Origin of the sequence: Actinocrinis sp., from assembly GCF_035650855.1 — a bacterium.
In the GTDB taxonomy this organism is placed as follows: Bacteria; Actinomycetota; Actinomycetes; order Streptomycetales; family Catenulisporaceae; genus Actinocrinis.
In genome coordinates, this window is sequence record NZ_DASRGV010000315.1 from 52,210 (window position 1) to 65,837 (window position 13,628).

The 13,628-nt window shown below is 70.6% G+C and carries 10 protein-coding genes and 1 pseudogene; 7 read left to right on the top strand and 4 right to left on the bottom strand.

Translation table 11 applies throughout. The features are described 5' to 3' along the window. Window positions 1-158: 158 nt before the first annotated feature. Window positions 159-1,160, top strand: coding sequence for an alpha/beta hydrolase family protein (locus tag VFB40_RS22460; RefSeq protein WP_324853816.1), 1,002 nt, complete (start codon window positions 159-161; stop codon window positions 1,158-1,160). A 37-nt stretch (window positions 1,161-1,197) separates the two neighbouring features. On the opposite strand, the gene VFB40_RS22465 is transcribed toward VFB40_RS22460, so the two are convergent. Next, window positions 1,198-1,917: a TetR/AcrR family transcriptional regulator gene (locus tag VFB40_RS22465; RefSeq protein WP_324853818.1), complete on the bottom strand. Its 720-nt coding sequence runs from the start codon at window positions 1,915-1,917 to the stop codon at window positions 1,198-1,200. 187 nt (window positions 1,918-2,104) lie between these two features. Here VFB40_RS22465 and VFB40_RS22470 point away from each other — a divergent pair, with 187 nt between their 5' ends. The 6 genes from VFB40_RS22470 (at window position 2,105) to VFB40_RS22495 (ending at window position 9,396) form a co-directional block, all read left to right on the top strand. Continuing rightward, on the top strand, window positions 2,105-4,273 hold the full coding sequence (locus VFB40_RS22470; protein ID WP_324853820.1) for an MMPL family transporter: 2,169 nt from the start codon (window positions 2,105-2,107) through the stop codon (window positions 4,271-4,273). A 474-nt stretch (window positions 4,274-4,747) separates the two neighbouring features. Then, window positions 4,748-5,314, top strand: a complete 567-nt coding sequence (locus VFB40_RS22475) for a phosphoribosyltransferase family protein (RefSeq protein WP_324853822.1) — start codon at window positions 4,748-4,750, stop codon at window positions 5,312-5,314. 115 nt (window positions 5,315-5,429) lie between these two features. Further along, on the top strand, window positions 5,430-6,431 hold the full coding sequence (locus tag VFB40_RS22480) for a cysteine synthase family protein (RefSeq protein ID WP_324853824.1): 1,002 nt from the start codon (window positions 5,430-5,432) through the stop codon (window positions 6,429-6,431). A gap of 7 nt (window positions 6,432-6,438) precedes the next feature. Continuing rightward, window positions 6,439-7,179, top strand: a complete 741-nt coding sequence (locus VFB40_RS22485; protein WP_324853827.1) for a YggS family pyridoxal phosphate-dependent enzyme — start codon at window positions 6,439-6,441, stop codon at window positions 7,177-7,179. Next, window positions 7,179-8,120: an EamA family transporter gene (locus VFB40_RS22490; protein ID WP_324853829.1), complete on the top strand. Its 942-nt coding sequence runs from the start codon at window positions 7,179-7,181 to the stop codon at window positions 8,118-8,120. The genes VFB40_RS22485 and VFB40_RS22490 overlap by 1 nt, the downstream gene beginning before the upstream one ends. Continuing rightward, complete coding sequence (locus VFB40_RS22495) at window positions 8,101-9,396, top strand: ATP-grasp domain-containing protein (RefSeq protein WP_324853831.1); 1,296 nt, start codon at window positions 8,101-8,103, stop codon at window positions 9,394-9,396. The genes VFB40_RS22490 and VFB40_RS22495 overlap by 20 nt, the downstream gene beginning before the upstream one ends. A gap of 22 nt (window positions 9,397-9,418) precedes the next feature. Here the strand turns inward: VFB40_RS22495 and VFB40_RS22500 are convergent, their stop codons facing one another. From VFB40_RS22500 to VFB40_RS22510, 3 genes and pseudogenes are all read right to left on the bottom strand, one after another. Then, window positions 9,419-11,140: a metallophosphoesterase family protein gene (locus tag VFB40_RS22500; RefSeq protein WP_324853833.1), complete on the bottom strand. Its 1,722-nt coding sequence runs from the start codon at window positions 11,138-11,140 to the stop codon at window positions 9,419-9,421. 104 nt (window positions 11,141-11,244) lie between these two features. Then, window positions 11,245-12,504 carry an endo-1,3-alpha-glucanase family glycosylhydrolase gene (locus VFB40_RS22505; protein WP_324853836.1) on the bottom strand — a complete coding sequence of 420 codons (1,260 nt, stop codon included), beginning with the start codon at window positions 12,502-12,504 and terminating at the stop codon, window positions 11,245-11,247. After that, window positions 12,501-13,628: pseudogene (locus VFB40_RS22510) on the bottom strand (hypothetical protein); the annotation flags it as partial. The pseudogene VFB40_RS22510 and the gene VFB40_RS22505, both read right to left, overlap by 4 nt.

Sequence of the window (13,628 nt, forward strand, 5' to 3'; positions counted from 1 at the left end):
GACTACAGGCTCGGTTGACAAAGCGGAACAGCGCTCCGGATAATAACTGGAGCAGCGTTCCGCTTCAGTCTAGCCGAGGCGGGACGTGCCTGCCTATTTCCCCTGCCGCCGCGGCTTGCCTCCGCCCGCGGCAGGAGCCCCGAGAAAGGACACTCGCCATGAGTGCATCCACCGACACCGCCGACACCGCGGCTGCGACCACAGCCAACAACACCGCCGACACCGCCCTCGGTTCGCCCGCCGCGGTCCTCTCCTACAGCCCGGTGGTCCTGTCCGTGCCCGGGCGCCCCGTGGACCTGGAGATCCGCGTCTGCGCACCCGCGACCGGAACCGATCTGCCCGTGATCCTGCTCTCCCACGGCCACGGCCCGTCGCAGAACCTCTCCTCCCTCAACGGTTACGCGCCACTCGCCGGCCGCTGGGCGGCCCAGGGGTTCGTCGTCATCCAGCCGACGCATCTCAGTTCCCGCACACTGAGCCGCCTGCTCGCCGATCACCCGGACGCGCCCTTCTTCTGGCGCTCGCGCGCCGAGGACATGACGCACATCATCGACCGGCTCGACGCCGTCGAGGCGGCTGTGCCGCAGCTGGCCGGGCGGATCGACCGCGGCAGCATAGCCGTCGCCGGCCACTCGCTCGGCGGCTTCACCGCCAGCCTCCTGCTGGGCGCCCGGCTCACCGATCCCGCCACCGGGAGCGTGGCGGACCTCGCTGAACCGCGCATCAAGGCGGGCGTGCTGCTGGCGGCGCCCGGCCGTGGCGGCGACGCCCTGAACGGCCCCATGGCCAAGGACCTGCCGTTCTTCCACACCATGGACTTCTCCCCCATGGCCACGCCCGCCCTGATCGTCGCCGGCGGCAAGGACGACTCGCGGCACTTCACGGATCTGGGCCCGCAGTGGCACACCGACCCGTACACCTTCGCTCCCGGCCCGAAGACCCTGCTCACCCTCTTCGACGCGGAGCACGGGCTCGGCGGGATCGCCGGATACGACGCCGCGGAGACCACGGACGAGAACCCCGAGCGAGTCGCCGCGCTCGCACGGCTCAGCGGCGCCTACCTGCGCACCTTTTTCCGTCCCGGTGACGACGCCTGGCAGCGCGCCTGTGCCGCGCTGACGACCGGTCCGGCCGCATTCGGACGCGTCGAATCCAAGTAAGTCGCACAGTCCTTAGTACGGCGGCAGTTCTTGTAGCTCAGCTCGCCGCGGGCGTCTGCGGCGGGATGGTGACGCTCGTCATCGGCTGAGCCACCGTCATAGGTTGCGTCGGATCGGCGCAGTTGACGCCGAGGGCGCCGCAGGCCGCGACGAGGGCGGCGGCACGCACGAGGGGCAGGTCTTCCTCGGGCGTGTCGTCGCCGAGGGCCGCGTGGATGCTGCCGAGCGCGGCGCGCACGCGGGTGCGGGCCGTGACCGGGTCCTGGCCGGGGACGCGCAGGGCTTCGACCAGCGGCGTGTAACCTTCCCGGACGACGGCCTTGACCTTCTCGTTCCGGCCGACCGCGGGGTCCTGGTAGAGCACCTGGAAGATCTGGCGATGCGCGGAGACCAGGTCTAGGTATCCGGCCAGCAGGCCGACCCGGCCGAGGTCGCCGCTGGAGCTAGGAGTGTCGGGGCCGGGGGCGCCGGCCAGCGCCGCGATCTGCGCGACGACCGGCTCCACGAGGGCCGCGAGCAGGTCGTCCTTGGTGCGGAAGTGGTAGTAGAGGGCCGCCTTGGTGAAGCCCATCTGCTCGGCCAGTTCCCTGGTCGTCGTCGAGGCGAAGCCGTTGGCCGCGAACAGCTCCACCGCCTCGGCCAGGATCCTGGCGCGGGTGTCCTCGCGCTCGGCGCGCTCCAGCGGGCGCCCGGCACGCGCCGGCCGCCGCGTGCCGCCCGCGGTCATCGTGCTCGTCACGCTCGTCGCGATACTCATCAGGCCCCTCATCACCGCAGGCGCTACCCGGGAAACACCTGGCCGCCTTCCGGTGTTCCGCACCCTAACCGCCTTACTTGCCGGGCGACAAGTAAGCTTGCCCTGCCCGGCACGCACACTGCCGGGCGGCCGCCCGCGGGTTCGAGGGTCCCGGGCGGCCGTCCACGAGGGGAAGGAAATACCTGCCGTGTTCGCACGACTTGGCCGGATGGTCGCGCACCATCCCTGGCGGGTGATCGGGGTCTGGATCATCGCGGCGATCGCGGTGATCGCGCTCGCGCCGAAGCTGGCTTCGACCGCGGACGAGTCCAGCTTCCTGCCGAGCCACTACGAATCGATCCAGGCGCAGAAGCTGCAGGAGTCGGCGTTCCCGCAGCACGCCGCGCCGGCGGCGATCATCGTGCTCGAGCGTGGTGACAAGGGCGCGCTGACCGCGGCCGACTTGTCGACCGTGACGCAGATCGCGGACAAGCTCAAGGCCGCCGCCGTGCCGGACGTGACCTCGCTGGACGTCGGCCCGGCCTCGCCGAACAAGCTGATCCAGACCATCGGCGTGCAGATGCCGACGGAGAACGATCCGCAGCAGAAGGCGCAGACCGACGCGGTCAAGGTGCTGCGCACGCAGCTTCAGTCGGCGCTGGCCGGCACCGACCTCAAGGGCGGCATCACCGGCACCGCCGCGCAGAACCTCGACTCGCAGGACTCCGGGAACAAGGCGGACGCGATCATCGGCATCGCCACCATCGGCCTGATCCTGGTGCTGCTGCTGATCATCTTCCGCAGCCCGATCATCGCGCTGCTGCCGATCATCACCATCGGCCTGGTCTCGCAGGTGGCCGACGGGCTGATCGCCTGGGCCAGCAACGCCTTCGACCTGAAGACCGACAGCTCGGTCACCTCGCTGCTGATCGTGGTGCTGTTCGGCGTGGGCACCGACTACATACTGTTCTTCATGTTCCGCTACCGGGAACGGCTGCGCGCGGGCGACTCTGCGCGCGAGGCGGTGGCGGTGGCGGTGGAGCGGGCCGGCGAGGCGATCGCGTCCGCGGCCGGCGCGGTGATCGTGGCGTTCATGGCGCTGGCGCTGTCCACCCTCGGCCTGTTCCGCTCGCTCGGGCCGTCGCTCGCGATCGCGGTCGCGGTGACGCTCCTGGCGGGGCTCACGCTCATCCCGGCGATCGTCGCGCTGCTGGGCACCAGGGTGTTCTGGCCGTCGAAGGCCTGGAAGGCCGAGCCGCGCGCGGCGCGCTTCGCCGCGATCGGCGCTTCGATGGGCCGCCGCCCGGCCCGCTTCGCCGCGATCTCCGGGATCGTGATGGTGGCGCTGGCCATCGCGGCGTTCAGCTTCAAGCCGACCTTCGACCTGTCCTCCGGCTCGACCAACTCCACCTCGGAGTCGACGGTGTGGCAGAACGAGCTGCTGCGCGGCGAGCCGGCCGGCGCGACGCAGCCGACGCAGGTGTATCTGAAGTCGGACAACGGCTCGCCGCTGACCGCGGACGAGCTCGCGTCATATCGCACGAAGCTGACGACGGTGCCCGGCGTCGGCTCGGTCTCGGCGGCGCTGCCGAACCCGGCCGGGACGGTGGCCGCATTCCAGGTGACGCTCACGGCCAACCCTGCGTCCTCGGACGCGATGAACACGCTCAAGGGCACGCTGCGGGCGACCGCGCACGGCGCGGCCCCGGCGGGGACCAGCGCGCTGGTGGGCGGCATCACGGCGATCTACGTGGACATCCAGGCCGCGGTGAACCACGACTACGCGGTGGTCTTCCCGGTCGCGGCGATCCTGATCACGATCATCCTCGGCCTCGTGCTGCGGGCGCTGGTCGCGCCGCTGTACCTGATGGCCTCGGTGGGTCTCGGCTTCGGCGCGACGCTGGGCGCGACGGTGCTGCTGTTCCAGAACTCCGGCGGCAACAAGGGCCTGATCTTCATGCTGCCGGTGATCATGTACATGTTCGTGGTCGCGCTGGGCACCGACTACAACATCCTGATGATCACCCGGCTGCGCGAGGAGGCCAGAGCGGGTCGCTCTCCGCGCGCGGCCGCCGCGGAGGCGGTCAAGCACGCCGGTCCTACGATCGCCGCGGCCGGACTGATCCTGGCCGGCTCCTTCGCCTCGCTCATGCTCGCGGGCCAGTCCACGCTGACCCAGATGGGCTTCGCCATCTCGGCGGGCATCGCCGTGGCGGCGTTCGTGATGGCGATGTTCTTCACGCCCGCGCTCACGGCGCTGATCGGGCACGCCGCCTGGTGGCCCGGCCACGCCGACTCCGCGGCCGGGCACGGCGGGCCGCCGGCGTCGGCCGGCGAACCGGAGGAGAGCGAGCCGGCCGGACAGCTGCGGCGGTGACGGCGAAGGGCCGCGGCGGACCCCGGCGGACCGGGGCGTCGAGGCGGCGGCCTTCGTATAAGGGTTCGTAGTTAGCGGAAGATATGTCGCGTGCGGGCGGTGGCCAAGAGGGCGCCGCCCGCACGTTGCATTTGCGCCGAACCGCGCACCGGCGCCCGCGGGGTGAAAGTTTCACCGGCCGAAAGCCGTAACCTGGTGTTTAAGATCTATGAACCCTGACTCTCTAGTATCCCGGCGTCGGCCGCGCATAGCGTCGCGCCCGCGGCCGGTTCCCTTGCCCTGAGCAGGGATTAAACCTCCGGCGCGGCCACCACCAGCGGCGACGCCGCGCGGGGAGCGTTGTGAACTCGACACTTCCGGTTGCGGCTAAAGCAGTACTCGACTATGCTCGCCGACCGAGCCCAAAGAGCCGATAAGTCCTGACAAGTCGTGTTATCGGTTGTGGCCCATACGGGAGAACGGGAGTACGGGCGCATGCTGCTCGAGCAGATATATCGGAACGCCCCCACCGTGCCGTCCGGACGGCACCGGACGACGGTCAACGAATTCACCGACCAGCTGCCGGCCCTGCGTCCCCAGGTGTTGCGCGAGGTCACCAGGCGGCTGCTGGCCGTCGGCAGCTTCGACTCGGACAAGATCCTGGTGGAGGAGGACAAGGGCGCGATCCTCGGCGCCGCCATCTCGCTGGCCACCGACATACCGCTCGCCGTGGCCCGCTGGTACACCTACGACCTGGGCGAACGCTCCATCTGCGTGCCCCTGGAAAGCGAGTACTTCAGCGGCACCCTGTACGTCAACGGCGTCGAGCCCGGCGACCGGGTCACCGTGATCGACGACACGATCAGCACCGGCGGCACGCTCATCTCCCTGATCGAGGCGGTCCGCAAGGCCGGCGCGGAGGTCGCCGAGGTCCTGGTCGCCGTGGAGAAGAGCGAGAACAACGGCCGGCAGGCCGTCGCCGAACGGTTCGGCGTCGACGTCAAGACGCTGGTGCGGATCGGCGTGGACGCCACCTCGCTGCGCGCCTTCGTCATGGAGTAGCCGCGGCGCCCGCGCGTCCCCGACCTCGAAGACGGCCCGGCGCCGCCGGACGCGCTCTGGAGTGCGCCGCGTCCGCGTCTTCCGCCCCCAGCCGCCCACCGCGAAGGAGCCATTGATGTCGTCAGCGTTCGAGCACGCCGCCGGGCGGGCCGCCGGAGCCGATCCCCTGCCGCACACCGAGCTGCGCGAGCTCAAGCAGCTCGCCGAGCCCGACGCGGCCCGCATCTTCGTCAAATGCGAGTTCCTGAACCCCACCGGCAGCCACAAGGACCGGGTCTTCTCGTACATGATCGACCAGCTGGAGGCCGAGGGCACGATACGGCCGGGCCAGACGCTGGTGGAGTGCTCCACGGGCAACGGCGGCGCCGCGCTGTCGCGGGTCTGCCGGGACCGCGGCTACCAGGCCGTCATCATCATGCCGGAGGGCATGACCGAGGAGCGGCGCAAGCAGATCGCGTCCTTCGGCGGCACGATCATCGAGACCTCGCAGGACGGCTTCCTGCTGGAGAGCGAGGACACCGCCCGCCGGTACGTCCAGGAGCATCCGGGCAGCCATTTTCTCGACCAGTCGACCAACGACCTGAACTGGAAGTCGTGGCGCTCCTGCGGCCAGGAGATCGTCGCGGAACTGCGTGCCCGCGACGTCGTTCCGGACCACTTCATCTGCTCGATCGGCACCGGCGGCACGTTCACCGGCATCGCGGACATCCTCAAGCAGCAGTACCCGGACATAGTGACCACCGCGGTCGAGGTGGACCGCTCCGCGGCCCTCTACGCCAAGCGCCACGGCCTGCCCTTCGAGCATCACACGCACAACATGATGGGGCTCGGCCCGGGCAAGGTCCCGTCGAACCTGCGCGAGGAGCTCGTCGACCGGGTCGAGCTGATCAGCGGCGACGACGGCTGGACCACGATGAAGCGGCTGATCGCGGAGGAGGGGCTTTTCGTCGGGCCGACCGCCGGAGGCAACGTGTTCGCGGCGCAGCGGCTCGCCCGGACGCTGCCGCCGCAGACCGTGGTGGTGACCGTGCTGTTCGACTCCGCCTGGAAGTACTTCAGCGTCTGGGAGGGCCAGTACCCCAAGTACAGCACCGGCGATTCGGCGACCACTCGGTGAGCACGCCATGAGCTCCGCGATCCCCCAGGCCGGCCGAGAAGACGCGGTGCGCGGGCGGCTCGACGCGATCACCGAGCGGGTGCGCGGTGCGTGCGTCCGGGCCGGGCGCTCGCCCGACGCCGTGCGGCTGATCGCGGTCAGCAAGTTCCACGGCGAAGCGGCTGTCATCTCAGCCCTCGAATCCGGGCATCGCGGCTTCGGCGAGAGCCGGGTGCAGGAGGCGCGCGCCAAGTGGTCCGCGCTGCGTGAGAGCTACCCGGATGTGGAACTCCACCTCATCGGCTCGCTGCAGACGAATAAGGCCATTGACGCGGTACGCACCTTCGATGTCATACACACCGTCGACCGGGTCCGGCTCGCCACCGCGCTCGCGCGGGCGATGGAGCGCGAGGGTCGCCGCCCCGCCTGCCTCGTGCAGGTGGACACCGGCGACGAGCCGCAGAAGGGCGGAGTCGCACCGGCCGGCCTCGACGCGCTGCTGCGCGAGTGCAAGGAGGGCTGCGGCCTGGCCATCTACGGTCTGATGTGCATACCACCGGCGCAACAGGACCCCGCGCCGCATTTCCGGCTGCTGCGCAAGCTCGCCGCGGAGCACGGACTCGCCGAGCTGAGCATGGGCATGACCGCGGACTTCGAAACCGCCATCGCCGAAGGCGCGACCATGGTCCGGGTGGGCAGCGCGATCTTCGGGCCGCGCCCCGCGCCCGCGGCCTCGGGCGCCGGATCCGCAGCGCCGGAAGAACCCTGATGCCGCAGCTGCTCCTGTTCACCGTGCTCTCGGCGCTGGTCGACGTGTTCGCCGGCAACCGGCTGCAGCACACGGATCCCGGCAGCGTCGCAGCGGTCGCATTCACCACCGTCGGCGTGGTCTTCTGCGCCACGGCCGCGGCCCGCACGCGCTGGCTCGCGCTGCTCGCGGTCGCGCGCAGGCACTCGCGCGACCTGCTGGCGCTCAATCTGGCCACCGCGGTCACCTGGGTCTCGCTGCTGTACGCGCTGGACTGGATGGAGCCGGCCGTCGCGAACGTCGTGTCCATCGCGATCGGCCCGGCCTTCACGGTGATCATGCAGGCGCTGTGGTTGCGCGGCGACCGCATGCCCGCCGGCCAGATCGCCGCGGCCGGCGGAATCCTGGTCGTGCTGGCTCTGCTGATCGCCTCGTCGATCGCGGGGTACAGCGCGGTCGGGCATCACCGCGCCGCGCTTCTCGGCGCCGGCGCCGCGGCCGCGGTGGTCTCCGGCGCCGCCTCGGCCGCCACCCTCGTCTTCTCCGCCCGGCTGAGCGCGGCCGGGCTCGACGTGCGCACCGTGCTCGGCCTGCGCTTCCCGCTGGTGGCCGTCGCCGGCTGGGTGCTGGTGGCGCTCTCCGGCGGGCGCCGGCTCGGGCCCGCCGTCACCACCGGGCTGGTCGTCGCCGTGATCGGGGTCGCCCTGCCGGCGCTGCTGATCCAGCTGGGCATCCGCCGGGTCACGCCGCTGACCGCCTCGATGATCATCACCCTCGCGCCCGCGGTGACCCTGCTGCTGCAGCTGGCCGACCCCCGGCTGGCGTTCTCGCCGCGGTCGACCGTCGGCATCGCGGTCATCACGGTCCTGATCGGCCTCGGCCTGCTGACGCGGCGGGACGGGCGCCGCGCGCGGCGGCCCGAACAGGAGGAAGAGGAACAGCATGCACTGCATCCTTGTTGACGCCTACTCATCCGGCCGCTTCCTGCCCGCGGCGCTCGCCAAGCACGGGGCCACCTGCACGCACGTGCAGAGTTCTGCGACGCTGCCGGACTTCTACCTCAGGACCTTCCCCAAGGACGCCTTCGCCCCGCAGGACGCGCTCGTGCACGACGGGGACCTCGACGCGCTCACGGAAAAACTGCTGGCACGCGCACCGGATTTCATCGTGGCGGGCGCGGAGAGCGGCGTGGACCTGGTCGACCAGCTGGCGCCCCGGCTCGGCCTGCCGAGCCACGCGGCCGCGACGGCCCGGGTCAGGCGGGACAAGTACGAGATGGCCGCCGCGGTGCGCGCCCACGGCCTGCGCGCGCCTGACACGCTGCGCACCGGAAGCTTCGATACGGCCCTGGCCTGGGCGAAGGGGCACGGCCGGTGGCCGCTGGTGGTCAAGCCGATCGACAGCGCCGGCACCGACAACGTGCATTTCGCGCGAAACACCGTGGAGCTGTGCACGGCCTTCGACCAGATCATGCACTCCGCCAACCTCATGGGCGTGCAGAATCGGGCCGCGGTGCTGCAGGAATACCTGGCCGGCACCGAGTATTTCGCCAACACGGTCAGCGTGCACGGCCGGCACCACGTGGCCGAGATCTGGCGGTACCACAAGCGGCTCGGCCCGCATGGCGCGGCTGTATACGACTACGAAGAACCGGTCGCCCCGGACGACCCGGCGGCGCGCACCCTCAGGAGCTACCTGCTTCCGGTCCTGGACGCCCTGGGCGTTCGCCACGGGCCCGCGCACTCGGAGATCATGCTCACCGACCGGGGTCCAGTGCTGATCGAGTCCGGCGCCCGGATCGCGGGTTCCATCCTCCCGGACGTCGTCGACCGCTGCTTCGGCACCGACCACGTGGAGCTCACGGCCAAGGCGCTGTGCGATCCGGCCGGTTTCGAGCGCTGGGCCGGACAGCCTTACCAGCTGCGGACCGGCCTGCGCTACATCTCCCTCATCGCGCCCCGGGCCGGCCGGCTGACCTCGTTCGCGGGCTTCGACCGGCTGCGCGAGCTGAAGTCCTTCGCCGCGCTGAACCTGGGCGTCGAAGTCGGCGACACAGTGCAGCCGACCGTGGACTCGGCCACCTCACCCGGCACGTGCTACCTCCTGCATGACGATCCGGCGCAGATCGAGTCCGATTACCGGACCCTGCGGGAGTGGGAGCAGACCGGCGAGCTCTACCGCCTCACCTCCGCGGACTCACCTATCGACAGCACGGAGCTGCCGGTAGCGCGCCGTTGATATCCGAGCTCGACCACGCTCGTCACCCCTTGGCGCTTGGCGACGCGGTCGTGTTACCTGCGAGGTCGCGCGCGACGACGTAGTACGTGTGCGCGACACCGCCGGCCGTCGTGTCCTTGTAAGTGAGCGAATTCGGGCGGACCGTCGCGAGGTACGCGCCGTCGCGGTACACGTCGTAGCCGCCGAGTTGGACGTTGTCCTTGGCCGCGGCCCAGTTCAGCACGTTGGACGCGCCGGAGAGCACCGCGGTCAGCCCGGTGGCGGCGGACGGAGGCGTGCTGTCGGGCGCCAGGTTGTAGGTGTACGGGTCGAATACCGTGCCCGTGGAATCGGTCGGCGCGACGGAGATCACGCTGCCGTTCACCGTGACGCGCAGGAAGTGGTAGACCTGCGCGTCGCTGGTCGGCGGCGCGGCCGCGCCGCACGCGTTGCCCTTGGCGTGGCTGTAAGACCAGCCGACGGCGTAGGCGTCAGTGCTCTCACAACCGTGTCCGCCGATGGAGCTGGCCGAGCCTCCGCCGCCTCCGGTGACGTAGCTGATCAAGCCGAAGGGCGGTGCCACGTTGCGCTGATAGTCGTGGGCGTGTCCGTTGAACGCCAGCTGCACGCCGCCGGACTTGAGCAGCTGCTCGATGGTCCCGGTCGAACCCGCGGTGGCGTCAAGGTACTGATCGTCGGGCTCGGTGGCGTCGTCGGAGCGCAGCGGGAAGTGGAAGAACGCGAGCTTGATCCCGCCGGGGTGCGCGGCCAGATCCGCGCTGAGCCACTGGTACTCCGCCGAGGACGTCGTCCAGTGCGCGTCGTGGTCGACCTGGTAGATCGCGCAGTGGGAACCGCAGGTGCCGCCGGTCGCCGTCCCGACGTTCGAGTTTCCCCAGGACATGTCGAGCACGTAGAAGCGCACGCCGCCGGTGGTGAAGGCGTAGTACGTGGTGGGGTACGTACCCGGGGTCGTGCCGTCGATCGAGGGATAGCTGACCATGGAGTACACGCCGTTGGCTGCGATGTTCGCCTCCGGCCACATCGACAGGAACGTGGCGTTCTGCCCGTGGTTCGCAGAGGTCGAGTACACCGGGACGCTCATCCCGGGCACGGCCCAATAGGACGGTCCGAACACCGCGCTGACATCGACGCCGGTCTGGTAGAGGTCGCCGTAGTTCGTGGCGGTCCCGCCCTGGTAGGCGACGTCGCCCGCGGAGACGAGGAATCGGGCGCCGCTGGCCGCGACCTGGGCGTCCACGCCGGCCTGGTTGACATTGAGCGAACCGTCGTCGACACCACTGTTGGTGGTGTCGCCCCAGTCGCCCATCACGTCGAACGTGAACGGTCCGGAGTCCGTGGCGGCCGCCAGCGTGGTGAAGACCGGCGAGGCGTTCGTGCCGAGCAGGTCGACCGGGATCGTGCCGCCGGTGTAGACGCGGTAGCAGTACGCGGTGTTGGCGGTGAGGCCGGTCACGGTCACCGAGTTCTGATACTCCGTCACCCCGTTGACCGTGATCGGCGAGCCGAGCTTGGTCGAGACAACCGAGTGGGCCGTGCACTGCCCGGGCGGGCCGTACGACACGCTGCCGTGGCTCTGCGCGGCGGTGCCGAAGTTCACCACGACCGACGCGCCGGTCAGGTCGCTCAGATACGGCGCGCGGGTCAACTGGCTCGACTCGCCGGAGAGCGCGGCCTGGGCCGCCGCGGGGAAACCGAGGGTGAATGAGGTGGTCAGTGCCGCGGCCAGGGTGGTTCCGGTCACCCGTCGCCGGGTGCTCCGGCTGCGGCTCGCCATTGAGCGCATGGTTCCTCTTTTCTCAGGTGGTGCTGGGTCTTGCCGGTGGTGCAGGTGGTGCTGTGCGGTTGTCAGTCAGAAGAGCGGGCGGAGGCCAGGAAGTCCGCGTCGGCGGCTGAGGAGTTCGGCGGCGGCTCGGGCGCGCCGCGCGATCTGCGGGCCGTCGCCACGGCGCCGATCCCGCCGACGAGTACGAGGCCGAACCCGCCGAGCCGCAGCAGGTTGGGCAGATAGCCGCCGGCGCCGCCGGCCGGCGTGTTCGAGTCCTGTGCCAGCGGGCTGGCCGGCACGGTCGCCGAGCGCAGTTCGCGCATGGTGTCGAGGTAGAAGGTGCCGTATTTGCGCGACGGCTCGATGTAGGAGTTCTCGCTGAACTCGTTCCAGCTGATCAGGCCCATGATGTCGGGCGAGGAGGAAAGCGCGGCCGCGTACTCGGCGCGCAGCGTCTGGCCGCCGTTGCGGTCGATCACCCCGGTGCCGCCGACCAGGCGGGCGTCGAATCCCGGCGCGAAGGGGGCGATCCAGTATTTGCCGGCCTTGTGCGCGGCCGCCGCCATCGCCTTCAGCTTGTCGGAGTAGTTGGCGTTGGTCTCGGGATTGACCGAGGACCAGTAGTAGGCGTCGCCGTCGGTGACGTCGGCGAGGCGGTCGAATCCCTGCACGCTCTTCTCTGTGGACAGCACCAGCATGCTGTCCCGCACCGGTGCGGTGACCTGCGCGACGGCGGCGTGGCTGAAGTCCCAGGTGCCGCTCCAGATCGTCAGGGCCTTGCCGCCGATCCGGTAGAAGACCGGGTCGGCGGCGTACTGGTCGTGGAAGGTGCGGAAGTCGGCGGCGACCCGCGCGGTGGTCAGCGGCTTGCGGTTGAAATCAAGGCCCTGGTAGATCATCGCCAGCTTGAAGTTCTCCTGCTTGGCGATCTGCATGAGCAGCTTGAGCCGCCGGTCGTTGGTCGCGGTGTCCTTCCAGCTGACGATGAACCCCTGGATGCCCGCGGACTTGGCCCATTCGACGTGCTGGCGCACCACGTTCGGATCGTCGCTGGAGTAGTCGCCGAGCTGCGGATAGTCGATCTTCGCGCGATCCCAGGAGGAGGGGTCGAACCAGATGTAGTAGTAGGCGAGCACGGGAAGCGAGCCGGCCGGGGCGGCGGCCTGTACCTGCCGCGGCCCCGGGCTCGGCGCGGCCGAGCCGGTCACCGGCCCGGCCGCGCCGGCCCGCACTGAGCCGCCCCCCTGCGTCGCGAATCCTGCGGCGACGGCCGCGGCCCCGAGCACGGCGAGCAGCCCGAACAGGGCGGCCGGCAGCCATTTGCGCAGCGAACCGTTCATCCCTCGGTGTCCTCCTTGTGGCGCAGCCGCGCGAAGCCGGAGCCGAGGAGCCGGCCAAGCCGCCGGCGGCGGTGCCGGGCGACCAGCGGCAGGGCGACCGCGATCACGCTGCCGCAGGCCGCCGTGGACCCCAGGTCGGCGCCGGTCACCACGGCCACGTCGGCCGTGCTGTCGCGCGAGAGTCTGATGGGCTTGGAAAGGGCGACGCCCGACGAACCCGACACCGTCAGGCTGTAGTCACCGCGGGGTAGATGACTGAAGGTCGCCGTGTGCCGCTGCGGGAAAGCGACGGCGTGTTGGCGGTGGTCGGGACCGGTGAGTACGGCCTGGCGACCGGTCGTGCCGCCGAACAGCGCGTCATGAGCGGTGACGGTGAGGTTGTAGAAGAGGCCGACGAAGGTGGGCCGCGGATCGCCGGACGGCCGGAAGGACTGCTTTCCCGAGTCCACGACATTGGTGCCGCCGGCCATCAGGGATTGCAGCCGGTAGCCGAGCGGCCTGGTGACCAGGGCGCCGCCCGCGTAGACCGGGACCGAGCAGGTGAGCCAGCTCGTGCCGCGCACCGGCAGCGCGCTGACCTGGCCGGTGTCGCTGCGGACCGTGGCCGCGTCGAGCGTGGAGACGTCCAGCGGGACGCCGTGCTGGTCCGTGAACGCCGGGGTCACCGGACACTGCTCGGAGAATGACGCGGTGATCGCGTAGGGGGCCCGCCACGGCAGGCCGGTCACCACGGTGCGGAACGCCTGGTTGGGATCGCGCTGGCCTTCCCACCGGAAGAACGTGTAGCGGTGATCGACCGCGGTGAAGGTCGGCGTGAGCAACGCGAGCGTGTGCTGGGTGAAGTCGTGTTCGAGGGTCACCGTGGCCGTTCCGTCGGTGCCGGTGGTGAAGATCCGGCCGTCGACGGCGAACCGCACGCCCGGCAGCGACGGCACCGTGCGTACCAGGACGCTGACTGGCCACGCCTTGCGCTTCGGGTGCGGCCGCACCGGCCGCGGCGGGGCCGGGGTCTTGTGCGGATGCGGCCGCTGCGGCGCGGGCGGCCCCGAAATGTGCGTCGGCCTGGGATGCGGCGGGCTCGGCTCCGGCCCCGTCGGCGGAGGTGGCGGAGGGGGAGGCGGCGG

Excerpts from the sequence above, each read along its gene's own strand:
- VFB40_RS22495 (WP_324853831.1), top strand. The coding sequence starts at position 8,101 with ATGCACTGCATCCTTGTTGACGCCTACTCATCCGGCCGCTTCCTGCCC.
- VFB40_RS22460 (WP_324853816.1), top strand. The coding sequence starts at position 159 with ATGAGTGCATCCACCGACACCGCCGACACCGCGGCTGCGACCACAGCC.
- VFB40_RS22465 (WP_324853818.1), bottom strand. The coding sequence starts at position 1,917 with ATGAGTATCGCGACGAGCGTGACGAGCACGATGACCGCGGGCGGCACG.
- VFB40_RS22490 (WP_324853829.1), top strand. The coding sequence starts at position 7,179 with ATGCCGCAGCTGCTCCTGTTCACCGTGCTCTCGGCGCTGGTCGACGTG.
- VFB40_RS22480 (WP_324853824.1), top strand. The coding sequence starts at position 5,430 with ATGTCGTCAGCGTTCGAGCACGCCGCCGGGCGGGCCGCCGGAGCCGAT.
- VFB40_RS22475 (WP_324853822.1), top strand. The coding sequence starts at position 4,748 with ATGCTGCTCGAGCAGATATATCGGAACGCCCCCACCGTGCCGTCCGGA.
- VFB40_RS22505 (WP_324853836.1), bottom strand. The coding sequence starts at position 12,504 with ATGAACGGTTCGCTGCGCAAATGGCTGCCGGCCGCCCTGTTCGGGCTG.
- VFB40_RS22485 (WP_324853827.1), top strand. The coding sequence starts at position 6,439 with ATGAGCTCCGCGATCCCCCAGGCCGGCCGAGAAGACGCGGTGCGCGGG.